This is a genomic window from Hansschlegelia sp., assembly GCF_035538955.1.
Lineage (GTDB): Bacteria > Pseudomonadota > Alphaproteobacteria > Rhizobiales > Methylopilaceae > Methylopila.
Genome location: NZ_DATLJK010000008.1, coordinates 1 through 23,199, shown reverse-complemented (window position 1 = coordinate 23,199; position 23,199 = coordinate 1). Strand labels below are relative to the sequence as shown.

The window sequence follows — 23,199 nt, the reverse complement described above, 5'->3', positions numbered from 1 at the left end:
AACAAATGAAGAAGGCTCTTACCTTAGCGTTCGCCGCCACCTTTGGGTTCGCGAGCTTTGCAGAGGCCGCGCCCCGCGCGCCAAGCAGGGATGCGGCGCCTGCTCCGTCGCTCGACCAGGTGCGGGCCGACGCAATGGCGCGGCTTAACGCCGGAGACATCCAAGAGGTTCGCGATCGTCATGGACATCGCGGCGGCCACCGTGGCTGGGGCGGCGGCGGCCACCGCGGCTGGCATGGCGGCGGACATCGTGGCGGCCATCGCGGGCACTGGAACCGCGGCTGGAACGGCGGGACCAACTATGGCTATCGGCGCTATCGCGGCCATCGGTATTATGGCGGCCGCCGCTACTATTATGGCCATCGCTACCGTCACCGGCATTCCGGTTACTGGGGCGCGGGAATCGCCGGGCTGGCTCTAGGAGCGGCCATCGCGAGCTCCGCGCGGCCCCGCTATCGCACCAAATCCTGGTGCGCGAGCCGCTACCGCAGCTACAACTGGCGCACCGAGACATTCATCGGACGGGGCGGTCGCCTCTACCGCTGCCCGTAAGCGTCAGGGCCCGCCTCACAGAGGCGGGCCCGCCTTTTCGCCGGAACCTCGCCGGGCGGACAGGCGTTCAGTGTGCGAACGAAACTAGAACGGAGGCGAGGATGACCGATCACAGCACCCCGCAAAGTCGGACCGACGCGCGCCGCGCCGCCGATCCCGATGCTCCCAAGCCGGGCGCGGGCGCCGAGTCTGTCGACGTCAATCCCAAAACGGCGCCTGATCCGGCCAGCAACACGGAGAAGGACCCGGCCGACTGGGTGTCCGGCGACGAGCCGATGACCGGCGCGCAGGCCTCCTATCTGAAGACCCTCTCGGAAGAGACCGGGTCCGCCGCCTTCAAGCCTGACCTGACCAAGGCCGAGGCTTCGATGCTGATCGACGAACTGAAAACGGCCCGGAACGAGCAGCGCTGAGCTTCGGCGGTAGGCTGACGTGTTCTTGGGCCCCCCTGAGCCAAGCCGAGGCCCAAGGCCGCGCTCGCGTTCGTCGGTTCTGTGGGGCGGGCTCGCGACATCCAAACGCGTTAGACGAGACTGCCTGTCGCTGCCGGCCGCGTGAGCATGGGCGGGATCGTCTTCCGTCGTGCGAGCGGTCTATAATTCGCGCCCACGGGTTGCGCGAAGCGGCATGGCGAAGACGAAGATCATCCCGGTCATCTTGTGCGGTGGGTCCGGGACGAGGCTGTGGCCGGCGTCGCGCGCGAGCTACCCGAAGCAATTTCTGCCGCTGGCGGGCGAGCGCACGCTGTTGCAGGACGCGGCCTTGCGGGTCGCGGACCCTGATCGCTTCCAGACGCCGATCGTGGTGGCCAATCACGAGCATCGTTTCATCGCCGCCGAGCAACTGGAGCAGATCGGCGTCAAGGCCGTGCTCGCGCTGGAGCCGGTGCGGCGCGACTCGGCGGCGGCCATCGGGGCCGCCGCGCGGATCGCCCTGGACCGCGACCCGAACGCCCTGATCCTCGTGGTCGCCTCCGATCACGTCATCACCGATCCGGCGGGATTTCTGGCCGCCGTCGATCGCGGTCTGCCGGCGGCGGGCGTCGGCCGGATCGTCACGTTCGGCGTCAAGCCGAGCAGGCCGACCTCCAAATACGGCTATATCCGCGCAGGCGCGCCGCTCGCCGGAGCAGACGGCGTGATGGAGGTCGCCGCGTTTGTGGAAAAGCCTGAGCCGGCGCTCGCGGAGAAACTGGTCGCCGAAGGCTGCGTCTGGAATTCCGGGAATTTTCTCGCCCGCGCCGAAACGCTCTTGTCGGAACTCGCGCGACTGGCGCCCGCGATCGCCGGCCCCGCGGCGGCAGCCGTGGAGCGCGCCACCAGCGACCTCGACTTCCTCAGGCTCGATCCCGAGAGCTTCGCCGCCGCCGAGGCGAACTCGATCGATTATGCGGTGATGGAGCGGACGCCGCTCGCCGCGGTCGCTCCGGCGGAGTTCGGCTGGTCGGATGTCGGCGGGTGGTCGGCGCTGTGGGACGTCGCGGAGCGCGACGCCGCCGGCAACGCGCTGATCGGCCCGAGCGCCGCCGCCGACAGTCGAAACTGCTACGTGCGCTCCGAAAAGCACTTCACGGCGGTGGTCGGCGTGGAGGATCTGGTGGTGGTTTCGACCGGCGACGCCGTGCTGGTCACCACGCGCGGGCGGTCCGACGAGGTGAAGGACCTCGTCGCCCGGCTCGCCGCGGACGGCGAGGGCACCGCGACGCAGGCCGCGTTCATGCACCGGCCATGGGGCTCGTACCAGATCATCGACCACGGCGGCCGCTTCCAGGTGAAGCGCATCACCGTGAAGCCCGGCCGCAAGCTGTCCCTGCAGAGCCACGCCCACCGCGCCGAGCACTGGATCGTGGTGCGGGGGGTTGCGCGCGTCACGATCAACGAGGAAGCCCGGCTCATCGGCGAGAATGAGTCGGTCTACATCCCGCTCGGCGCGCGCCACCGCCTGGAGAACCCGGGCGAGGAGCCGCTCGACCTGATCGAGGTTCAGTCCGGCGCCTATCTCGGCGAGGACGACATCGTCCGCTACGAGGACGACTACCGCCGGATCTGAGGCCTCAGAGGCCGAGTTCGCTCAGCGACGGATGATCATCCGGCTGGCGGCCGAGCGGCCAGTGGTATTTGCGGTCGGCTTCTGCGATCGGCAGATCGTTGATGCTGGCGATGCGCCGCCGCATCAGACCCGCGTCGTCGAACTCCCAGTTCTCGTTGCCGTAGCTGCGGAACCAGCTGCCGCTGTCGTCGCGCCACTCATAGGCGAACCGGACCGCGATCCGGTTCTCATGCCAGGCCCAGACCTCCTTGATCAGCCGGTAATCGAGCTCGCGCGCCCATTTGCGGGTCAGGAAGGCTTCGATGGCGTCGCGGCCCTGAAGGAATTCCGCCCGGTTCCGCCAGACGCTGTCGACCGTATAGGCCTGCGCGACGCGGTGCGGATCACGGGTGTTCCAGGCGTCCTCGGCCATCCGGGCCTTCTGGGCGGCGGTCTCGGCGGTGAACGGCGGGAAGGGCGGACGGCTCATCGACCACGGTCCTCGCGGCTGTCTTCAGTCGGCGCAGCTTTCAGCAAAATCGGCGGGAGTCCAGCGGCGGGAGCGCCTGCGCGCCGAGGGCGCCATGCGGCACGGCGCTAGGCGAGCCCCCCGGCGCGCTTGATGAACGCGACCACCGGCTCGACGCCGACCCCGTTCCGGACGCTCGCGAACACATATGGCCGGTCCTTGCGCATGCGGATCGTGTCGGCCTCCATCACTGAGAGGTCGGCGCCCACCATCGGGGCGAGGTCCGTCTTGTTGACGACCAGCATGTCCGACCGGGTGATGCCGGGGCCGCCCTTGCGCGGGATCTTCTCGCCGCCCGCGACGTCGATGACGTAGATCGTGATGTCCGCGAGCTCGGGCGAGAAGGTCGCTGCGAGATTGTCGCCGCCGGATTCGATCAGGATCAGGTCGAGGGCCGGGAACTTGCGGGTCATCTCCGCGATCGCCGCGAGGTTGATCGAGGCGTCCTCGCGGATCGCGGTGTGCGGGCAGCCGCCGGTCTCGACGCCCATGATCCGCTCCTCGGGCAGCGCGCCGGTCGCGGTGAGGATGCGGGCGTCCTCCTTGGTGTAGATGTCGTTGGTGATCGCGCAGATCTCGTAGGGGCCGTGGAAGGCGCGGCAGAGCGCCTCCAGCAGCGCGGTCTTGCCGGAGCCGACCGGGCCGCCCACGCCGACCCTCAGAGGTCCGTTCGAAGAGCTCATGAGCGGAAAAGCCTTGTGTACTGGGTCTGGTGGCGGGCGGAGCCGAGATCGAGCCTGAAGGTGGACGACGCAAGATCGTCGAGGGTGAGGCCGGCGCCCTCGGCCGCGAGGCGCCGGGCGAGCGGCGTGAGCCGCGCCACGATGGCCGCGCCCGCCGTCTGGCCGATGGGGGCGAGGCGGACCCCGGCCGAGACGAGCGCCTGCGTCAGCGCGGCGAGGTAGGCTGCGGCGGCGGTCTCGCCCGCGATCCCGTGGGCCGCAGACGCGGCCCCGACGGCGACCGGATAGGCGATCTCGCCGGACAGCTCCGAAGCGATCGTCCGGAGCGCGTCGTTCGGCCAGGCGGCCAGAACGGCGTCCAGAAAGCTGCGGCCCTGCTGCGCGGTCTCGAGATGAAGCTCCCGCGTGGGCGCGAAGGCGAGCGCGAGTTCGTTGGCTTCCTTGAGCGCGGTCAGGTCGCCGGCGGCCGCGGCGCGCTGCGCCGCTTGGAGCAGGATCGCGTCGTTGCGACCGAGCCCGAGCGACAGCGCCTCCTCGAGCCAGACTTCGAGCGACGCCGGGTCCGTGACGTCGCCATCCTCGACCGCCTGCTCGAGCCCGTGGCTGTAGGCGTAGCCGCCGACCGGAAAGGCGGGCGACAGCCAGACCATCAGCGCAAGCAGCGGGTCAGTCATGGCTGTGATAGGCGCCGTGTTCGGGCCGGAACGGGCGCTTCACCGCCCGCGCAGCGCCGCCGAGGCCGCGGACCATCTCGACCAGCACATGGTCAGGGGCGACATAGATCGCGTCCTCCGTCACCTCGGCCGGCGTGTGGCGGTTGCCGAGATGCCAGGCGATCTTGGCGAGCCGCAGCGGCGTCGCGGCGGTGATCTCGACCAGCTCCTCCTCCGCCGCGCGCACCAGCACCAGACGTCCGTCCTCGAGCTGCAGCGCGTCGCCGTCGTTGAGATTCGCCGGGCGGCGGAGGTCGAGCAGGAAGGCGAGGCCGCCATTCGTCGTCATGGCGAGCCGCCGCCGCCCGCGCGCCTCGTGGTCGAGGGTGATGGAGTCCGCTTCTGCGCCAGGCTTCACGGCGGGGCGGCGGATGACGGAGACGGCGCGGGTCACGATCCTAGCCAGTCGGGCAACCGCTCCCGCATCGTCTCCCGAATCTTAGCGCCCACGTCGTGCTTAGCGTAGAGTCCTGATGATCTCGACGCATGCGCCACCTCGAACATGTCGACCGCCGTTCCGGCTAGTGTTTGTCCTTGAGCATGGCCAAAAATAGGTGGGCCGCTCGGGGATAGGACAATGGGATCAGTCTTCATCTGCCAGCCTTTTCTAAAGACGGCGTCAGCCATCCCTCGTAGAGCCCCCTTACCGCAAACGATGACTGCATCCGGCTCCACGCGCTCCATGATTTCTTTTAGGAACGGTGCCGAGATCTTCTTCTCGTGACGGAAGTCAATGTCCTGAATGGACGCAGAACGCCGGAAGGCGAGGTTTGTTTTACAAACGGAAAACCTGATATCTTCTTTCCGAGTTAAGATGGCGGGTGATATCAGTTTAACAATGAGATTTTCGCGCCATTGGCAGTCAAGTAGATCATGTTCGTTGTTCTCATAGTACGCAGAAGAAGCTGCGGCTTTCCTGCCGGCTCTGGAATCGAAATCGCCGTTCGGAAGGTGATCGTTCGGATGGCCTCCTGGGTTCATCCCGAGCAGCATCAGAGGCGCCCTACGGATGCCATTATAGAATATCTTGTAGAAGGCACGGTTAGTCAGCCCTGAGGCCCGCTGGTAGCGTTCTTCGAGGCCCCTCATGAACTCAGTGTCGACCGGTTCAGGGGCGCTCAAAATAGAAAATACCGCTGCGCCATCGGGAGGACTTCGGCCGGCTCGCAGACCAGCAGTTCGCCGTCGGCGCGCACGTCGTAGGTCTCGGGGTCGATCTCGATGACGGGCGTGGCGTCGTTCAGGATCATGGCCTTCTTGCCGATGCCGCCGCGCACGTTCTCCACCGCCACCATCGGCTTGCGTCCAAAGATCTTCGACGGGAGGTCGTCCTCCAGGGCGGCGCGGGAGACGAAGGTCAGCGAGTTCGCGAGCGGCGCCGGGCCGAAGCCGCCGAACATCGGCCGGTAGTGCGCCGGCTGCGGCGTGGGGATCGAGGCGTTCGGTTCTCCCATGATCGCGCAGGCGATCACGCCGCCCTTGATCACGAGGTCCGGCTTCACGCCGAAGAAGGCCGGCGTCCAGACCACGAGGTCGGCGAGCTTGCCGGCCTCGACCGACCCGACATGCTTCGACACGCCATGCGCGATTGAGGGGTTGATCGTGTACTTCGCCACATAGCGGCGGGCGCGCAGATTGTCGTTGTCGCCAGTCTCGCCCGGCAGGGCGCCGCGCTGGCGCTTCATCTTGTCCGCCGTTTGCCAGGTGCGGATGATCACCTCGCCGACGCGGCCCATCGCTTGGCTGTCGGACGACATCATCGAGAGCGCGCCGAGGTCGTGCAGGATGTCCTCGGCCGCGATCGTTTCGCGGCGGATGCGGCTCTCCGCGAAGGCCAGATCTTCGGGGATCGACGGGTCGAGGTGGTGGCACACCATCAGCATGTCGAGATGCTCGTCGATGGTGTTGCGGGTGTAGGGCCGCGTCGGGTTGGTCGACGACGGCAGCACGTTGGCGAGCCCCGCGACCTTCATGATGTCCGGCGCGTGGCCGCCGCCGGCGCCCTCCGTGTGGAAGGCGTGGATGGTGCGGCCCTTGAACGCCGCGATCGTGCTCTCGACGAAGCCGCTCTCGTTCAGCGTGTCGGTGTGGATCATCACCTGCACGTCCATCGCGTCCGCGACCGAGAGGCAGCAGTCGATCGCGGCCGGCGTTGTGCCCCAGTCCTCGTGGAGCTTCAGCGCGCAGGCGCCGCCGCGCACCATCTCCTCGAGCCCGGCGGGCAGCGAGGCGTTGCCCTTGCCGGCGAAGCCCAGGTTCATCGGAAAGGCGTCCGCCGCCTCGATCATGCGCGCGAGGTGCCACGGGCCAGGGGTGCAGGTGGTGGCGTTGGTGCCGGTGGCCGGCCCCGTGCCGCCGCCGAGCATCGAGGTGATCCCCGAGGCCAGCGCCTCCTCGATCTGCTGCGGGCAGATGAAATGGATGTGGCTGTCGAAGCCGCCGGCGGTGATGATCTTGCCCTCGCCGGCGATCACCTCCGTGCCCGGTCCGACCACGATGTCGACGCCCGGCTGCACGTCGGGATTGCCCGCCTTGCCGACCTTGTGGATGCGCCCGTTCAGAATGCCGATGTCGGCCTTGATGATCCCGGCATGGTCGAGGATGACCGCATTGGTGATCACGGTGTCGACCGCGCCCTGCGCCCGCGTCGCCTGGCTCTGCCCCATGCCGTCGCGGATCGTCTTGCCGCCGCCGAACTTCACCTCCTCGCCATAGGTGGTGAAGTCGCGCTCGACCTCGATGAAGAGCGAGGTGTCAGCAAGGCGAATCCTGTCGCCGGTCGTCGGGCCGAACATGTCGGCATAGGCGGAACGGGAGATCTTCGCAGGCATCAGAGCGGCCCCATCACGTCCTGGCGGAAGCCGTACACCTGTCGCGCGCCCGAGAAAGGCACCAGCGTCACGGTGCGCGTCTGCCCGGGCTCGAAGCGCACGGCCGTGCCGGAGGCGATGTCGAGGCGCATGCCGCGGGCGCTCGCGCGGTCGAACTCCAGCGCCGGATTGGTCTCGGCGAAGTGGTAGTGGCTGCCGACCTGTATCGGCCGGTCGCCGGTGTTGGCGACCGTCACCGTCACGGCCTCCGCGCCGGCGTTCAGCTCGATCTCGCCCGGCGCGGGGATCACCTCTCCGGCGCTGAGCTCCGACGCCTCGCCTTGGATCGGATGATGCACGGTCACGAGCTTGGTGCCGTCCGGGAAGGTCGCCTCGACCTGGATGTCGTGGATCATCTCCGCCACGCCGTCCATGCACTGGTCGGCGGTGACGACATGCGCCCCGGCCTCCATCAGCTCCGCGACGGTGCGGCCGTCGCGCGCGCCTTCGACCACGAAGTCGGTGATCAGCGCGATCGCCTCGGGATGATTGAGCTTCACCCCGCGGGCGAGGCGGTTGCGCGCCACGATCGCCGCCATGGCGACCAGCAGCTTGTCCTTTTCGCGGGGAGTGAGGTTCACCGGATCCTCTCAGCAAGACCAGACGCGGGGCAGGGGACGGCCCAGGAGCAGCGGCAGGACCGCGCGCGCGGCGTCGCGCAAGCGCTCGGCGAGACAGGCGAGGAGGCGCACGACGAGCAGCCCGTTCCAGGCGCTGGCGCCGGCCTCGACGTCGCGGTTTTCGAGCGCTTGCCTAACCTCGTCGAGCTTCGCCTCCGCGTCCGGCGCGACGTAGAGCAGCGTGGCGAGGCAGGCGCGGCCGTCGGCCACGGTGCGCTTGGCCATCAGATCGCGGACTTGGCCGTTCAGGCGCAGCGTCTCGGCGAAGATCAGCCTGCCCCCGCGGCGGACGCGCCAGCGGTCCTCGAAATCGCCCTCCTGCACGGTCTCGCCGCGGGCGGCGCGACCGAACATCAGCGACTCCCAGGCGAGCAGCCGGCCGTCGGGAGCGACCTCGGCGTCGAGGCGGCGGGCGAGCCGCGCACGGTCGAACAGGATCGTCTCCTGCGGCACCCAGGCGAGCGCGCCGCCGGCCTCCACCGCAAGCCGCGTCGCAATCTCCGTGGTCGCGCCGTCGGAGCGATAGATGCGTTCGGCGCCCGGGGTCGAAAGCGTCAGCGCCGCGTGCGGCCCGACCTCCGCCTGGACGCTCATGCGGTCGCCGCAGGCGAGTCCGCCGGCGACGTTCAGCATCACGCCGTCGAGCCCGTGCTGGCCGCGCGGGAACCGGAGCCGGGACGTGCCGCTCTCCGCCACCCGGACGGCGCGCGAAACCCCGCGCGAGGCTTCGACGCGGAGGACGATGGCCCCCTCGGAGCGCTGGCGACGGAGGCCGGGCTCCCCCTCACCCGGAGGGCTGACGCCCTCCGACCTCTCCCCGCCGGGGAGAGGTGAAGAGGGAACGCCGCTTCCTCGACCTCTCCCCAGCGGGGAGAGGTCGGCCCGCAGGGCCGGGTGAGGGGGCTTTTCGCTTCTTGAATCCTCAGAACGCAAGGCGCTGCCGTACATCGTCCCCCTGCAGCGCCTTGGCGTCGCCGCTCTCGATGACCTCGCCGCGCTCCATGACGATGAAGCGGTCGGCGAGCTCCTGCGCGAAATCAAAATACTGCTCGACCAGCACGATGGCCATCTGGCCGGTGCCGCGCAAGAACCGGATGGCGCGGCCGATGTCCTTGATGATCGACGGCTGGATGCCTTCGGTGGGCTCGTCGAGCACCAGAAGCTTCGGGCGCATGACGAGGGCGCGGCCGATCGCGAGCTGCTGCTGTTGTCCGCCCGAGAGGTCGCCGCCGCGCCGGTGCAGCATCGACTTCAGCACCGGGAACAGCTCGAACACCTCGTCAGGAATCGTGCGCTGTCCGCGCTTGAGCGGCGCGAACCCGGTCTCGAGGTTCTCGCGCACCGTCAGCAGCGGGAAGATTTCGCGGCCTTGCGGCACATAGCCGACGCCGAGGCTCGCCCGCTCATACGGCCTGAGATGCGCGATCGACCTGCCGTCGAAGGAGATGCGGCCGCCCGAGATCGGCCGCTGCCCGGTGATGGCGCGCAGCAGCGAGCTCTTGCCGACCCCGTTGCGCCCGAGCACGCAGGTGACTTCCCCGACCTTCGCTGTCAGCGACACCCCCTTCAGCGCGCGCGACGAGCCGTAATGCAGCGAGACGTCCTCGACGGTCAGCATGGCGCGCCGCTCGCGCTTCCCGAACAAAGCGCGACGGTCTCGTCCCTTCTCCCGCTTGCGGGAGAAGGTGAGGATGAGGGGGCTTCAGCCGGCCGCTTTCCGAGCCACAGGCCCTCACCCTCTCCCGCTTGCGGGAGAGGGGGACATCCACGTCGCGCCATCATCCTCATCGCCCGAGATACACCTCGATCACCCGCTCGTTCGACGACACGGCGTCGAGCGAGCCCTCCGCCAGCACCGATCCCTCGTGCAGGCAGGTCACCTTCACTCCGAGGTCGCGCACGAAGGTCATGTCGTGCTCCACCACCACGACGGAGCGCGTCTTGGCGATCTCGCGCAGCAGGTCAGCGGTGTCGGCGGTCTCCTGGTCGGTCATGCCGGCGGCCGGTTCGTCGACCAGCAACAGCTTCGGCTCCTGCGCGAGCAGCATGCCGATCTCGAGCCACTGCTTCTGGCCGTGGCTGAGCTCGCCCGCGAGCCGATGGCGATGGCCCGTGAGGCGGACGCGCTCGAGCAGCGCGTCGATCCGCTCCTTCTCGGGCGGCGTGCGACGCGAGAACAGAACCGGGAAGGGGCGCCGGTCGGTCTTCAGCGCGAGCAGGATGTTGTCCTCGACCGTGTGCATCTCGAACACGGTGGGCGTCTGGAATTTCCGCCCGATGCCAAGCTCGGCGATCGACGCCTCGTCGAGCCGGGTCAGGTCGTGGCTCGCCTCGAACACCGCTTCGCCGGAGTTCGGCCGGGTCTTGCCGGTGATCACGTCCATCATCGTGGTCTTGCCCGCCCCGTTGGGGCCGATGATCGCGCGCATCTCGGCGTGGTCGATCGAAAGCGACAGCGCGTTCAGGGCGCGGAAGCCGTCGAACGTCACGGAGACGTTGTTGAGGTAGAGCAGGGCGTTGGTGGTGCGGCCGCCGATCACCATGGGCTCACTCCGCCGGGCTCTTTGCGGCCGCCACGATGCTCTGCGCGGCCGGCAGCTCGCTCTTGCGGCGGATGCCGAGAAGGTCCGTTACGGCGCCCACGACGCCCTTCGGGATCAGCAGCGTGGTGGCGACGAACAGCCCGCCGAGCGCGAACAGCCACAGATCCGGCAGCACGCCGGTGAACCAGGTCTTTCCGGCGTTGACCAGGAAGGCGCCGAGCGCGGCCCCCACCAGCGTGCCGCGGCCGCCGACGGCGACCCAGATCACCGCCTCGATGGAGTTCGCCGGCGCGAACTCGGACGGGTTGATGATGCCGACCTGCGGCACGTAGAGCGCGCCCGCGACGCCCGCGAGCATGGCTGACAGCGTGAACACCGCGAGTTTGTAGTTCTCGACCCGGTAGCCGATGAACCGGGTGCGGCTCTCTGCGTCGCGCACTGCGACCACCACCTTGCCGAGCTTCGACGTCACCACCCAGCGGCAGAGCAGGTAGGAGAGCGCGAGCGCGATCGCCGTGGCGGCGAACAGCGCCGCGCGCGTCCCCGGCGCCTGCACGGAGTAGCCGAGGATTTCCTTGAAGTCGGTGAGGCCGTTATTGCCGCCAAAGCCCATGTCGTTGCGGAAGAAGGCGAGCATCAGCGCGAAGGTCATGGCCTGCGTGATGATCGAGAGGTAGACGCCGGTGACGCGCGAGCGGAAGGCGAGCCAGCCGAAGCCGAAGGCGAGCGCGCCCGGAACCAGGATGGCCATCGCCGCCGCGAACCAGAAATGGTCGAAGCCGAGCCAGAACCAGGGCAGCTCCTGCCAGTTCAGGAACACCATGAAGTCCGGCAGAACCGGATTGCCGTAGACGCCGCGCGATCCGATCTGGCGCATCAGATACATGCCCATCGCGTAGCCGCCGAGCGCGAAGAACGCGCCGTGGCCGAGCGAGAGAATGCCGCAATAGCCCCACACCAGGTCGAGCGCGAGCGCCAGCATCGCGAAGGCCAGATATTTGCCGAGCAGCGGCACGAGGTAGTCGGAGACATGCAGGGCCGAGTCGGGCGGCAGAAGCAGGTTCGAGGCGGGGACCAGCGCGGCCATCGCGAGCACGACGGCGAGGAAGATCAGCCCGGCCGCGTCGAGGAAGCGGTAGCGGCTCATGCCTCCACCGCCCGGCCCTTGAGGGCGAACAGGCCCCTCGGCTTCTTCTGGATGAACAGGATGATGGCGACGAGCAGCACGATCTTGCCCAGCACCGCGCCCGCCCAGGGCTCGAGCAGCTTGTTCGCCACCCCGATCGAGAGCGCGCCGACCAGCGTGCCCCACAGATTGCCGACGCCGCCGAACACCACGACCAGAAAGCTGTCGATGATGTAGCCCTGTCCGAGGTTCGGGCTGACATTGTCGATCTGGCTGAGCGCCACGCCCGCGACGCCCGCCACTCCCGAGCCGAGCCCGAAGGTCAGCGCGTCGATCCGCGCGGTGCGGATGCCCATCGAGCCCGCCATGCGGCGGTTCTGGGTGACGGCGCGCACCTGCAGGCCGAGGCTGGTGCGCCGCAGGAGGAGCTGGAGCCCGGCGAACACCAGCAGCGCGAACAGCACGATCGCGATGCGGTTGAGCGTCAGCGAGACGCCGAGGATTTCGATCGAGCCCTGCAGCCATTCCGGCGTCTGCACTTCGCGATTGCTCGGGCCGAACAGCGTGCGGACAGCCTGCTGCAGGATCAGGCTCACGCCCCAGGTGGCGAGCAGCGTTTCGAGCGGGCGGCCGTAGAGGAAGCGAATGATGGTGCGCTCGATCAGCACGCCGACCGCGCCGGCGGCCAGAAAGGCCACGGGAATCGCGACCAGCAGCGAGGCGCCGTCGAGGCCCGGCGCATGCGCGCGGATGAAGCCCTGGGTGAGAAAGGTCGCGTAGGCGCCGATCATCACCATCTCGCCATGCGCCATGTTGATCACGCCCATCACGCCGAAGGTGATGGCCAGGCCGATCGCGGCGAGCAGCAGCACCGAACCAAGCGAGACGCCGTAGACCAGATCCTGGACCAGGTTCGCGACCGACTGCCAGCGCTGGATCTGGGCGACGCCGGCCGCCGCAGCCTCCCTGACGGCTTCGGGGGAATCCGCCGGCAGCGAGTTCAGGATCGCGAGCGCGTCCTGGTCGCCGGCGGCCGCGACCGCGTCGACCGCTGCGATCCGCTCGGCTTCCGTCGCGTCGGGCTTGCTCACGATGATGGCGGCGCGGGCCTGTTCGAGAGCGGCCCTTGCTCCGGCGTCGGTCTCGGCGGCCAGCGCGGCCTCGATCGCCGGCAACGCGGCCGCCTCGCGCGAGCGGAACACGGCGCGCGCCGAGGCTGCGCGCTTCGCCGGGTCGGGCGCGCGCAGCGCGAAGGCCCCGGCGCCCGCCTCGACCGCCCGCCGGATCCGGTTGTTCACCCGCACCGTCTTGAGCGGCTTGCTCGAAAGCTCCGCCGGCGCCGGGCCGCCGGTCCTGGCGAGCAGCAGCGCGCCATCCGGCTGCTTGATCAGGACGGTCCTGCTTTCAGGCTCATAGGCAAGGCGGCCGGCGCCGAGCGCGGCGAGGATCTCGGCGCCGTTCGGCGGCGCCGCGGCGACCAGCGCCTGAATGGCCTTTTCGGTGTCGTCATATTTCTCGGCCGTGAAGCCGGCGAGCGCGTCGTCTACCGCGTCCGCCCGCGCCGGGGCCGCCAGGCCGGCGAGCGCCAAGCCGAGCAGGAGGAGCAGCACGCCGCAGCGTCCGCTTCCGGAGGGTCGTCTCGCTCGCATGGCGTCGCCGGTCATGATGAAGGACAGCGGAGGGCGGCGGCAGGAGGAGGAGATCGCCGCCCTCCGCGAGGGCTCGCAGAATTCAGATCACGAGCCCTGACCGCCGCACTTCTTGGTCTTCGTGTTGTAGTTGCCGCATTTGAGGTTCACCCAGTCGGCCTCGAGGTCCTTCGAACCCGGCAGGAAGTCGGACCAGGCGTCGCCCGGCACCAGATCGTCGGTCTTGGAGACCACGTCGAACTGGCCGTCGTCGCGGATTTCGCCGATCAGCACGGGCTTGGTGATGTGGTGGTTCGGCAGCATCTTCGAGACGCCGCCGGTGAGGTTCGGCTGCTCGATCCCGGGCAGCGCGTCGATCACCTTGTCCGGGTCCGTCGTGCCGGCCTTCTCGACCGCCTTCACCCACATGTTGAAGCCGATGTAGTGCGCCTCCATCGGGTCGTTGGTGACGCGCTTCGGGTTCTTGGTGAACGCGCGCCACTTCTCGATGAACGCCTTGTTCTCGGGCGTGTCCACGCTCTCGAAGTAGTTCCAGGCCGCGAGATGGCCGACGAGCGGCGCGGTGTCGATGCCGGCGAGCTCCTCCTCGCCGACCGAGAACGCCACGACCGGGATGTCGGTCGCCTTGACGCCCTGATTGCCGAGCTCCTTGTAGAAGGGAACGTTGGCGTCGCCGTTGATGGTGGAGACCACCGCGGTCTTCTTGCCGGCCGAGCCGAACTTCTTGATGTCGGACACGATCGTCTGCCAGTCGGAATGACCGAACGGCGTGTAGTTGATCATGATGTCCTCGTCCTTGACGCCCTTCGCTTTGAGATAGGCCTCGAGGATCTTGTTCGTGGTGCGCGGATAGACGTAGTCGGTGCCGGCCAGCACCCAGCGCTGCACCTCTTCCTCCTTCATGAGGTAGTCGACGGCCGGGATCGCCTGCTGGTTCGGCGCGGCGCCGGTGTAGAACACGTTCCGCTCGCTCTCCTCGCCCTCATACTGGACGGGGTAGAACAGGATCGAGTTCAGCTCCTTGAACACCGGCAGCACGGATTTCCGGGACACCGAGGTCCAGCAGCCGAACACGACCGAGACCTTGTCCTTGGTGATCAGCTCGCGCGCTTTCTCGGCGAACAGCGGCCAGTTGGAGGCGGGATCGACGACCACCGGCTCCAGCTTCTTGCCGAGCACGCCGCCCTTCTTGTTCTGCTCGTCGATGAGCATGAGCATGGCGTCCTTCAGCGTCGTCTCGCTGATCGCCATGGTGCCGGAGAGCGAATGCAGGACGCCGACCTTGATGGTGTCGTCGGCCGCGGCAGCAGGCGCCGGCGCGGCTGCGCCGGCGAGAAGCGCCGCGGCCAGCGCGCCCGCTGCGGCCAGTCTCCCAAGGAAGCTTCGCATTATCGCTCTCCGTCGATCCGTTCGCCTTACCGGCGGCGACGTCTCGCAAGCGGGATGCCAAAGGCGGAAGGCGCGGCTGCGCCGCGCGGACGCTCGAAACACCGCCGCATTTCCGGCTCAGCGCTTGACCAATTCCTAGGCATAAACGCGGTTTCGCCTATGGAATAAGCAGCGGCCGCCGCGTCGCGCTCTGAAGGTCTTGAGCCGCAAGATGGCGCGCGCTTTGCTGGCTCTGGGCGGGCGGCGCCACGGCCACCGTCACCCGCCGACCGTCGCGCCGGAGTCCAGGAGCAGTCGATGCGCAGAACCGTTGTCAGATCCTTCCTCGCCCTTGGTGCGGCCTTCGTTCCCGCCGTCGCTCAGGCGCATGTCGGCGTCGGCGCGGCGCACGGTTTCGCTCATGGCCTCGCCCATCCGTTCAGCGGCCTCGACCACGTGCTGGCGATGACGTTGGTCGGCGTGCTTGCGGTCCAGCTTGGCGGCCGGGCGATCTGGATGGTTCCGGCGGCCTTTGTGAGCGTGATGATGGTCGGAGGAGCGCTCGGAGCCGCGGCCGTGAACATCCCGTTCGTGGAGACCGGCATCGCGCTTTCGATCATCGTGCTCGGCGCAATGGTGGCGTTCGACGTCAAGGCGTCCGCCGCAGCCGCGGCCGCGATCGCCGGCCTGTTCGCCCTGTTCCACGGCCACGCCCATGGGGCCGAGACGCCCGCGACCGCCAGCGGCCTGATCTACGGCGCAGGCTTCGTGCTGGCGACCGTCGTGCTTCACGCCATCGGCGTCTCTCTCGGCTTTGGGCTGCATCGTCTGGCCGAGACCAAGGCGAGGTTTCTGACCCGCAGCGCCGGCGGCGTCGCCGCGCTCCTCGGCGTTCTGGTCCTCGCCGGCGCCGCCTGATCAGGCGGCGCATGTTCAAGCCGGGCCAGTCGGCAAAGGGGCTTGACGCCGCCGCCTCCTAACTATACCTCGCGGTACGATACCGATCGGTATATTTCGAGGGGCGGGCGATGGCGCAGGTTCTTTTCGGATCGAGGTTCTGGCTCGGAGCCGCCGTCCTGGGACTTGCGGTCGGAGGTCTCGGCCTCCCAGCCGCCATCCCGGCCGGCGAGGCGACGGAAGCCGCCGCGGCGACTCCGCCGGCCGCGACACCGGCCGCGGTGGCCAAGGTCGAAGCGCGCGACATCGTCTCGTGGTCGGAGTTCTCCGGCCGGCTGGAGGCGGTGGACCGCGTCGAGATTCGTTCGCGCGTCGCCGGGCAGATCCAGGCCGTGAATTTCCGTGAAGGCGCGCTGGTGCCGCAAGGCGCGCCCCTGTTCACGATCGATCCCGCGCCGTTCCAGGCGGAGGTCGATCGGGCGAAGGCCGACGTCGCGGCGGCCGAGGCGCGCGTCACGCTGGCGCGCTCCGACGTCGAGCGCGGCCAGAAGATGACGGCGCTCGCGACCATTTCGCAGCGCGATCTCGACCAGCGGCAGAGCGCTCTGCGCGAGGCGGAGGCGAGCCGGCAGGCGGCCGCCGCCGCGCTCAGGACCGCGGAGCTCAATCTCGGCTACACGCAAATTCGCGCGCCGATCGCCGGCCGCGTCGGCAAGATCGAGATCACGCCCGGCAATCTGGTGGCGGCCGGACCCGGCGCGCCGGTGCTGACGCGGCTCGTCTCGGTCGATCCGATCTATGCCAGCTTCGACGCCGACGAGCGGGCCGTCCTGGCGGCGGTCGAAACCCTCCCCAGCGAAGGCGACCTTTCGGCCAAGATCGACGCGATCCCCGTCGAGATGACCACGACCGGCCGCGAGGCCGTTCGCGGCAAGCTTCAATATGTCGATCCGTCGGTGGACCCGGCCACGGGCTCGGTCCGCGTCCGCGCGGCGTTCGCCAATCCGGACGGCCGGCTGATGCCGGGCCAGTTCGCCCGGCTTCGCATGGGACAGGCGAAGCCCGAGCAGGCGGTGCTGGTGAGCGAACGGGCCGTCGGCGTCGACCAGGACAAGAAGTTCGTGCTCGTGGTCGGCGCAGACGACAAGGCCGCCTACCGCGAGGTGAAGCTCGGGCCGTCCGCCGACGGGCTCAAGATCGTGCTGAGCGGGCTGCAGGCCGGCGAGCGGATCGTGGTCAACGGCCTGCAGAAGATCAGGCCCGGCGCGCTTGTGGCGCCCGAACCGGCCGCAATGGACGGCTCGCCGCTCGCCGAGCGACAGGCTTCCGCCGCGCACTGACCGCAAGGCGCCCGAAACGATCACGGCGCCGCGTCGCTCGTGACGCGGATGACGGCGCTCACCGAGCAAAGAGCCGGCCATGAACATCTCAAAATTCTTCATCGACCGGCCCGTCTTTGCAGGCGTGCTGTCGACCGTCATCTTCCTCGCCGGGCTCCTGTCCGTGCGGGTGCTGCCGATCTCCGAATATCCGGACGTCGTGCCGCCGCAGATCGTGGTGCGGGCGACGTACCCGGGCGCGAGCCCGAAGGTCATCTCCGAGACCACTGCGACGCCGATCGAGGAGCAGATCAACGGCGTCGAGGGCATGCTCTACATGGCGAGCCAGGCGACGACCGACGGCGTCATGACGCTGACGGTGACGTTCGCGCTGGGCACCGATCCGGACAAGGCGCAGCAGCTCGTCCAGAACCGCGTCAGCCAGGCCGAGCCGCGGCTGCCCGAGGAGGTGAGGGCGCTCGGCGTCACCACGGTGAAGTCGTCGCCCGACCTGACGCTGGTCGTGCATCTGACCTCGCCGAACGGCCGCTACGACATGACGTATCTGCGCAATTACGCGGTGCTCAACGTCAAGGACCGGCTCGCGCGGATTCCCGGCGTGGGCCAGGTCCAGCTGTTCGGCTCGGGCGACTACTCGATGCGCGTCTGGCTCGACCCGCAGAAGGTGGCGGAGAACGGGCTGTCGGCATCCGACGTGGTCAACGAGATCCGCGCCCAGAACGTGCAGGCCGCAGCCGGCATCGTCGGCGGCTCGCCGACTCCCTCCGACGTCGATCTGCAGCTCTCGCTGAACGCGCAGGGCCGGCTGCAGAGCGAGGAAGAGTTCGGCGACATCATCGTCAAGACGGGCGCGAACGGCGAGATCGTGCGGCTGCGCGACGTCGCCCGCATCGAGATGGGCGCGGCCGACTACGCGCTGCGCTCGCTGCTCGACAACAAGTCAGCCGTCGCCGTGCCGATCTTCCAGGCCCCGGGCTCCAACGCCATCGACATCGCCGATCGCGTGCAGGCCGAAATGCGCGACATCAAGGCCAACATGCCGGACGGCGTGGACTATTCGATCGTCTACGACACCACGCAGTTCGTGCGCGCGTCGATCGAGGCGGTGATCCACACGCTGCTCGAGGCGGTGGCGCTGGTCGTGCTCGTGGTCGTGCTCTTCCTGCAGACCTGGCGGGCCTCGATCATCCCGCTCGTCGCGGTGCCGGTCTCGGTGATCGGCACCTTTGCGGTGATGCATCTGCTCGGCTTCTCGATCAACGCGCTCAGCCTGTTCGGCCTGGTGCTCGCGATCGGCATCGTGGTCGACGACGCGATCGTCGTGGTCGAGAACGTCGAGCGCAACATCGAGGAGGGCCTGCAGCCGCGTGAAGCGGCGCTCAAGGCGATGCAGGAAGTCTCGGGGCCGATCATCGCGATCGCGCTCGTGCTGGTCGCGGTGTTCGTGCCGCTCGCCTTCATCAGCGGCCTGACCGGGCAGTTCTACCGCCAGTTCGCGCTGACGATCGCGATCTCGACCGTGATCTCCGCGATCAACTCGCTCACCCTGTCGCCCGCGCTGGCGGCGCTGCTGCTGAAGGGGCACGGCGCGCCCAAGGACCGACTGACGCGGGTGCTGGACTTCACGTTCGGCTGGTTCTTCCGCGGCTTCAACCGCGCCTTCGGCTGGGGCGCGCAGACCTATAGCCGCGGCGTCACCTTCGCGATCGGCCGCAAGCTTGTGATGCTGGCGCTCTACGTCGCGCTACTCGGCGTCACCGGGCATCTGTTCCGCGTCATCCCGGGCGGCTTCGTGCCGGCCCAGGACAAGCAGTACCTCGTCGGCTTCGCGCAGCTCCCCGACGCCGCCACCCTCGACCGCACCGAGGACGTCATCCGCCGCATGGGCGACATCGCGCTCAAGCAGCCGGGCGTGCAGAGCGCCGTCGCCTTTCCGGGCCTCTCGATCAACGGCTTCACCAACTCGTCCAACGCCGGCATCGTGTTCGTCACGCTGACGCCGTTCGAGGAGCGGCGCGACCCGTCGCTCAGCGCCGGCGCGATCGCCATGAACCTGAACCGGCAATATGCCGGCATCCAGGACGCGGTGATCGCGATGTTCCCGCCGCCGCCGGTGCAGGGGCTCGGCACGATCGGCGGCTTCAAGCTCGAGATCGAGGACAAGGCCGGCCTAGGCTATGACGCGCTCGACCAGGCCACCAAGGCGTTCCTCGCCAAGGCGCAGGCTGCGCCGGAGCTCGCCGGGCTGTTCTCGTCCTATCAGGTGAACGTGCCGCAGCTTTTCGCCGACATCGACCGCACCAAGGCGCGCCAGCTCGGGGTGCCGATCACGGAAGTCTTCAACACGCTGCAGATCTATTTCGGGTCGCTCTACGTCAACGACTTCAACAAGTTCGGCCGCACCTACTCGGTTCGCGTGCAGGCGGATTCGAATTATCGCGCCCGCGCTGAGGACGTCGGCTTCCTGAAGGTGCGCTCCAATTCGGGCGAGATGATCCCACTCTCCGCGCTGATGACCGTCAGGCCGAGCGCGGGGCCGGAGCGCGCCATGCGCTACAACGGCTTCCTGTCCGCCGACATCAATGGCGGCGCGGCGCCGGGCTATTCGACCGGCCAGGCGCAGGCCGCCGTGACGAAGATCGCCGCCGAGACCCTGCCGAAGGGTTTTGCGTTCGAGTGGACCGAACTCACCTATCAGGAGTTCATCGCCGGCAATTCCGGGCTGATCGTGTTCCCGGTCGCGATCCTGCTCGTCTTCCTGGTGCTCGCCGCCCAGTATGAGAGCCTGACGCTGCCGATCGCGATCATCCTGATCGTCCCGATGGGCATTCTGGCGGCGCTCACCGGCGTGTGGCTGTCGGGCGGCGACAACAACGTCTTCACCCAGATCGGCCTGATCGTGCTGGTCGGCCTGTCGGCCAAGAACGCGATCCTGATCGTGGAGTTCGCGCGCGAGCTGGAGCTCGCCGGGCGCACGCCCGTGCAGGCGGCGGTCGAGGCGAGCCGGCTGCGGCTCCGCCCGATCCTGATGACCTCGCTCGCCTTCATCATGGGCGTGCTGCCGCTCGTCACCTCGGTCGGCGCAGGGGCGGAGATGCGCGCCGCGATGGGCGTCGCGGTGTTCGCCGGCATGATCGGCGTGACGGCGTTCGGACTGTTCCTGACGCCGGTTTTCTACGTCGTCATTCGCATGTTGGCGGGCGGCCGCAAGCTCAAGGGGACCGGCGGGCACGCGCCGTTGGCCGAAGAGCACGCGCCGGCGGCGGGCGCCGGATCGCCGCTCTCCATAGGTTAGGGCCTTGCGAGGCGAAAGCGTCCCCACGCGCTCGCCAGGCCCTACGGTGGCGGCCGCCGACGACAGCTCGGCGGCCGCCACGCAGCCCTGACTTTCAGCTGAATTCGTGAAGCGCCGGAGCCTGAGCCCTCAGGCGACTTTGGCGTCTTGTCGGGCCGTTGGGAGCGCCCGGAGCGCCAGTTCGGCGACGCGCTCGAGTTCAGCGCGGCTCGCCCCGGAGGCGGCCTTGACCGCCATGCCGAGCCCGACCGACATCACATAACGCGCCCAGTCCGCAGGATCTTCGCCAGGCGGCAGTTCGCCCTCGGCGGCGGCCCGCTCCAGCCGCTCGCGCAGCGTGTCCTCGCTCAGCGAGCGCCGGGCGATCAGCTCCTGCCGTATCGCGCCGCTGCCTTCGCCGCCGCACACGGCGCTGTTGACGCCGAGGCAGCCCGGAGGATGCATCGGGTCGGTCAGCACGTCCGCATAGCCCTTGAGCAGCTTCTCGATGGTCGAGCGCACGCTCGGCTCCGCCAGCGCCTGCGCCACGAAGCACATGTGGCTCTGCTCGTAGCGGTCGAGCACCTTGCGGAACAGCTCCTCCTTGTTGCCATAGGTGGCGTAGAGGCTGGGCCTCGTGATGCCCATCGCGTCGGTCAGTTCGGTGAGCGAGGCGCCCTCATAGCCGTGCCGCCAGAACACCTGCAGCGCAGCGCAAAGCGCCTCGTCGACGTCGAATTCCTTGGGCCTGCCCATGGTCGCGGTCGTTCCGTCCGAATTCTATACCGACCGATATAGTGTCAACCGCGGCCCGCGTCGAGGCTTCGGCGGCGGCTCAAGCCGGATTGCGGTTCGACATCGCCGCCGCGATCACCTGGACGATCTCGCCTTGGGCGAAGGGCTTGGCGAGCTTGGGGAGCGTGATGTCCATGTTCTCGGACAGCTCCGCATAGCCCGAGGTGAGGATGATCGGCAGATCCGGCCGCTCGACCCGGATTGCGCGAGCGAGCTCGATCCCGGTCATCTGCGGCATCGCCTGATCGGTGATGACGAAGTCGATCGAGGGTTCGCGCCGTAGGGTGGCGAGCGCCTCGTCTCCGGATGCGGCGGAGAACACCGTGAAGCCGAGGTCCTCCAGCATCGCGGTGGTATTGACCAGCACCAGCGGATCATCGTCGACGGCGAGCGCCACGAAACGATGCAGATCGTCGGCGGAATGCGAGGGGCCGCCGCGCGCCGCGGAGGCTCCGGCGAGGGCAGGCGTCTCGGAAGCCGGCATCCAGAGCTCGACCGTGGTGCCTTCGCCGGGCTGGCTCTTGAGCGTCATGCGGCCGCCGAGCTGCTCCATCGTGCCATGGACCATCGAGAGGCCGAGGCCCGTGCCCTTGCCGACGCCCTTGGTGGTGAAGAAGGGCTCGATCGCCCGGGCGAGGGTCGCCTCGTCCATGCCGGCGCCGGTGTCGGAGACCGAGAGCCGCACGTAGCGGCCCGGCTTGAGACCGCCTGGCGCGCTTTCCGTGATCTCGTCCGGACGGGCTTCGATGACGATGGCGCCCCCGTCGGGCATGGCGTCGCGCGCATTCACGACGAGGTTCAGCAGCGTGAGCTCGAGCTGATTGGCGTCGGCCTGAACCGCGTCGAGCGCGCCCGGGAACCGGGTCTCCAGCGTGATCGAGGGTCCGAGGGAGCGCATCAGGAGGTCCATCATGCTCCGGACGAGTTCCGGAACATCGATCGGCGTCAGCGTCAGTTCCTGGCGGCGGGCGAAGGCCAGCATGCGCTGCGTCAGCGAGGCGCCGCGCCGGGCGCCCTGGAGCGCATTGTCGATCAGCCGGCTGGTGCGGGAATCCGAGGGCGCGTGTTTGCGCAGCATCTCGAGGCTGCCGATGATCACCATCAGCAGGTTGTTGAAGTCGTGCGCGACGCCGCCGGTGAGCTGGCCGATCGCCTCCATCTTCTGGGCCTGGAAAAAGGCCTCGCGAACCTTCTCCAGCTCGCGTTGCGCCTCGCGGCGTTCGGTGATGTCGCGCGTCACCTTGGCGAAGCCGATGAGCTTGCCGTCGTCGTCACGGATCGCGTCGATCACGATGTTGGCCCAGAAGCGGGTGCCGTCCTTCCGGACGCGCCAGCCCTCCTTCTCGAACCGTCCGTCGCGGATCGCGATGCCCAGTCCGCGCGCCGGCTCTCCGGCGGCGGCGTCCTCCTCGGTGTAGAAGCGCGAGAAGTGCTGCCCGATGATCTCGTCCGGACGATAGCCCTTGATGCGCTGGGCGCCCGCGTTCCAGCTCACGATCCGTCCGTCGGCGTCCAGCATGTAGATCGCGTAGTCGGTGACGCTCTGCACCAGAAGCCGGAACTGCTCCTCGCTGCGCTCGAGCGCAGCGGTCGCCCGGATCCGTTCGCTGAGGTCGCGGGTGATCTTCGCAAAGCCGATCAGTTCGCCGGCTTCGTCCCGAACCGGGTCGAGCACGATATGGGCCCAGAACCGCTGGCCGTCCTTGCGGACGCGCCAACCCTCCGCCTCGAACCGTCCTTCGCGCGCCGCGGTCTCGAGCGCCCGCTCCGGCAGTTTCGTCTGCCGGTCCTCTTCGGTGTAAAATAGCGAGAAGTGCTTTCCGAGGATCTCCGCGGGGGCGTAGCCCTTGATGCGCTGGGCGCCCGAATTCCAGCTCGAGACCCGGCCCGTCGGATCGATCATATAGATCGCGTAGTCGGTCACCGCCTCGACGAGCAGCCGATAGCGCTTCTCTTCAGTCTGCGCGTCGTCGAGCCGCTCTTGTAGCGCCATTACATTCCCTTGAGGACCGCCCCGCCCGCCGTCCGGGGCCGTTCATCCGCCTGTGTGACGCAAGTTGCAAGCCGATTGTGGTCAACCGCCCGTCGTCGTCAGCCCGTTCGGGTCACTTCTCCACGAAGGCCTTTTCGATGACGAAGTGGCCGGCCTCGCCGTGGTTGCCCTCCTGGTAGCCGCCCTCGATCAGCAGCGCCCGCGTGTCGCGGATCATCTC

Annotated in this window: 21 protein-coding genes and 1 pseudogene; 6 read left to right on the top strand and 16 right to left on the bottom strand. The window is 68.5% G+C overall.

The window, feature by feature from the left end:
- Positions 1-5: 5 nt before the first annotated feature.
- The 3 genes from VM780_RS03280 (at position 6) to VM780_RS03270 (ending at position 2,600) form a co-directional block, all read left to right on the top strand.
- Entirely contained in the window at positions 6-551 is a 546-nt protein-coding gene (locus tag VM780_RS03280) for a BA14K family protein (protein ID WP_325445092.1), read from the top strand.
- Positions 552-652: 101 nt separating this feature from the next.
- Positions 653-964 (top strand): DUF3072 domain-containing protein, encoded by a 312-nt coding sequence (locus tag VM780_RS03275; protein WP_325445090.1) that lies wholly within the window; start codon positions 653-655, stop codon positions 962-964.
- 214 nt (positions 965-1,178) lie between these two features.
- On the top strand, positions 1,179-2,600 hold the full coding sequence (locus VM780_RS03270; protein WP_325445088.1) for a mannose-1-phosphate guanylyltransferase/mannose-6-phosphate isomerase: 1,422 nt from the start codon (positions 1,179-1,181) through the stop codon (positions 2,598-2,600).
- Positions 2,601-2,604: 4 nt separating this feature from the next.
- On the opposite strand, the gene VM780_RS03265 is transcribed toward VM780_RS03270, so the two are convergent.
- The 13 genes from VM780_RS03265 to urtA form a co-directional block, all read right to left on the bottom strand.
- The gene (locus VM780_RS03265) at positions 2,605-3,069 is read right to left on the bottom strand and encodes a nuclear transport factor 2 family protein (protein WP_325445086.1); all 465 of its coding nucleotides are present in this window, start codon (positions 3,067-3,069) and stop codon (positions 2,605-2,607) included.
- A gap of 107 nt (positions 3,070-3,176) precedes the next feature.
- Entirely contained in the window at positions 3,177-3,791 is a 615-nt protein-coding gene (gene ureG, locus VM780_RS03260; protein ID WP_325445084.1) for an urease accessory protein UreG, read from the bottom strand.
- The gene (locus VM780_RS03255) at positions 3,788-4,465 is read right to left on the bottom strand and encodes an urease accessory protein UreF (RefSeq protein WP_325445082.1); all 678 of its coding nucleotides are present in this window, start codon (positions 4,463-4,465) and stop codon (positions 3,788-3,790) included. Before VM780_RS03255 ends, ureG begins: the two co-directional genes overlap by 4 nt.
- The gene (locus tag VM780_RS03250) at positions 4,458-4,898 is read right to left on the bottom strand and encodes an urease accessory protein UreE (RefSeq protein ID WP_325445080.1); all 441 of its coding nucleotides are present in this window, start codon (positions 4,896-4,898) and stop codon (positions 4,458-4,460) included. Before VM780_RS03250 ends, VM780_RS03255 begins: the two co-directional genes overlap by 8 nt.
- The gene (locus tag VM780_RS03245; protein WP_325445078.1) at positions 4,895-5,497 is read right to left on the bottom strand and encodes a hypothetical protein; all 603 of its coding nucleotides are present in this window, start codon (positions 5,495-5,497) and stop codon (positions 4,895-4,897) included. The genes VM780_RS03250 and VM780_RS03245 overlap by 4 nt, the downstream gene beginning before the upstream one ends.
- Positions 5,498-5,622: 125 nt before the next feature.
- The gene (gene ureC, locus VM780_RS03240) at positions 5,623-7,335 is read right to left on the bottom strand and encodes an urease subunit alpha (RefSeq protein ID WP_325445076.1); all 1,713 of its coding nucleotides are present in this window, start codon (positions 7,333-7,335) and stop codon (positions 5,623-5,625) included.
- Positions 7,335-7,955, bottom strand: a complete 621-nt coding sequence (locus VM780_RS03235; protein WP_325445074.1) for an urease subunit gamma — start codon at positions 7,953-7,955, stop codon at positions 7,335-7,337. The genes ureC and VM780_RS03235 overlap by 1 nt, the downstream gene beginning before the upstream one ends.
- A 9-nt stretch (positions 7,956-7,964) precedes the next feature.
- Positions 7,965-8,690 (bottom strand): urease accessory protein UreD, encoded by a 726-nt coding sequence (locus VM780_RS03230; RefSeq protein WP_325445072.1) that lies wholly within the window; start codon positions 8,688-8,690, stop codon positions 7,965-7,967.
- 226 nt (positions 8,691-8,916) lie between these two features.
- A complete protein-coding gene (gene urtE / locus VM780_RS03225) occupies positions 8,917-9,612 on the bottom strand; it encodes an urea ABC transporter ATP-binding subunit UrtE (RefSeq protein WP_325445560.1) in 696 nt (231 codons plus the stop codon).
- Between the two features lie 166 nt (positions 9,613-9,778).
- On the bottom strand, positions 9,779-10,537 hold the full coding sequence (gene urtD, locus VM780_RS03220; protein WP_325445070.1) for an urea ABC transporter ATP-binding protein UrtD: 759 nt from the start codon (positions 10,535-10,537) through the stop codon (positions 9,779-9,781).
- Positions 10,538-10,541: 4 nt separating this feature from the next.
- The gene (gene urtC, locus VM780_RS03215) at positions 10,542-11,684 is read right to left on the bottom strand and encodes an urea ABC transporter permease subunit UrtC (protein ID WP_325445068.1); all 1,143 of its coding nucleotides are present in this window, start codon (positions 11,682-11,684) and stop codon (positions 10,542-10,544) included.
- Positions 11,681-13,312 carry an urea ABC transporter permease subunit UrtB gene (urtB, locus tag VM780_RS03210; protein WP_414652771.1) on the bottom strand — a complete coding sequence of 544 codons (1,632 nt, stop codon included), beginning with the start codon at positions 13,310-13,312 and terminating at the stop codon, positions 11,681-11,683. Before urtB ends, urtC begins: the two co-directional genes overlap by 4 nt.
- Before the next feature lie 87 nt (positions 13,313-13,399).
- Positions 13,400-14,701 (bottom strand): urea ABC transporter substrate-binding protein, encoded by a 1,302-nt coding sequence (gene urtA / locus VM780_RS03205; RefSeq protein WP_325445066.1) that lies wholly within the window; start codon positions 14,699-14,701, stop codon positions 13,400-13,402.
- 297 nt (positions 14,702-14,998) lie between these two features.
- Between urtA and VM780_RS03200 the strand changes: the two genes are divergently transcribed.
- From VM780_RS03200 to VM780_RS03190, 3 genes are all read left to right on the top strand, one after another.
- Positions 14,999-15,598, top strand: a complete 600-nt coding sequence (locus VM780_RS03200) for a HupE/UreJ family protein (protein ID WP_325445064.1) — start codon at positions 14,999-15,001, stop codon at positions 15,596-15,598.
- Between the two features lie 110 nt (positions 15,599-15,708).
- Positions 15,709-16,917, top strand: a complete 1,209-nt coding sequence (locus VM780_RS03195) for an efflux RND transporter periplasmic adaptor subunit (RefSeq protein WP_325445061.1) — start codon at positions 15,709-15,711, stop codon at positions 16,915-16,917.
- A gap of 79 nt (positions 16,918-16,996) precedes the next feature.
- On the top strand, positions 16,997-20,212 hold the full coding sequence (locus tag VM780_RS03190) for an efflux RND transporter permease subunit (protein WP_325445059.1): 3,216 nt from the start codon (positions 16,997-16,999) through the stop codon (positions 20,210-20,212).
- 129 nt (positions 20,213-20,341) lie between these two features.
- On the opposite strand, the gene VM780_RS03185 is transcribed toward VM780_RS03190, so the two are convergent.
- From VM780_RS03185 to VM780_RS03175, 3 genes and pseudogenes are all read right to left on the bottom strand, one after another.
- On the bottom strand, positions 20,342-20,947 hold the full coding sequence (locus tag VM780_RS03185; protein WP_325445058.1) for a TetR/AcrR family transcriptional regulator: 606 nt from the start codon (positions 20,945-20,947) through the stop codon (positions 20,342-20,344).
- Between the two features lie 79 nt (positions 20,948-21,026).
- A complete protein-coding gene (locus VM780_RS03180; RefSeq protein ID WP_325445056.1) occupies positions 21,027-22,979 on the bottom strand; it encodes a PAS domain S-box protein in 1,953 nt (650 codons plus the stop codon).
- Between the two features lie 112 nt (positions 22,980-23,091).
- A pseudogene (locus VM780_RS03175) lies at positions 23,092-23,199 on the bottom strand (ferredoxin--NADP reductase); the annotation flags it as partial.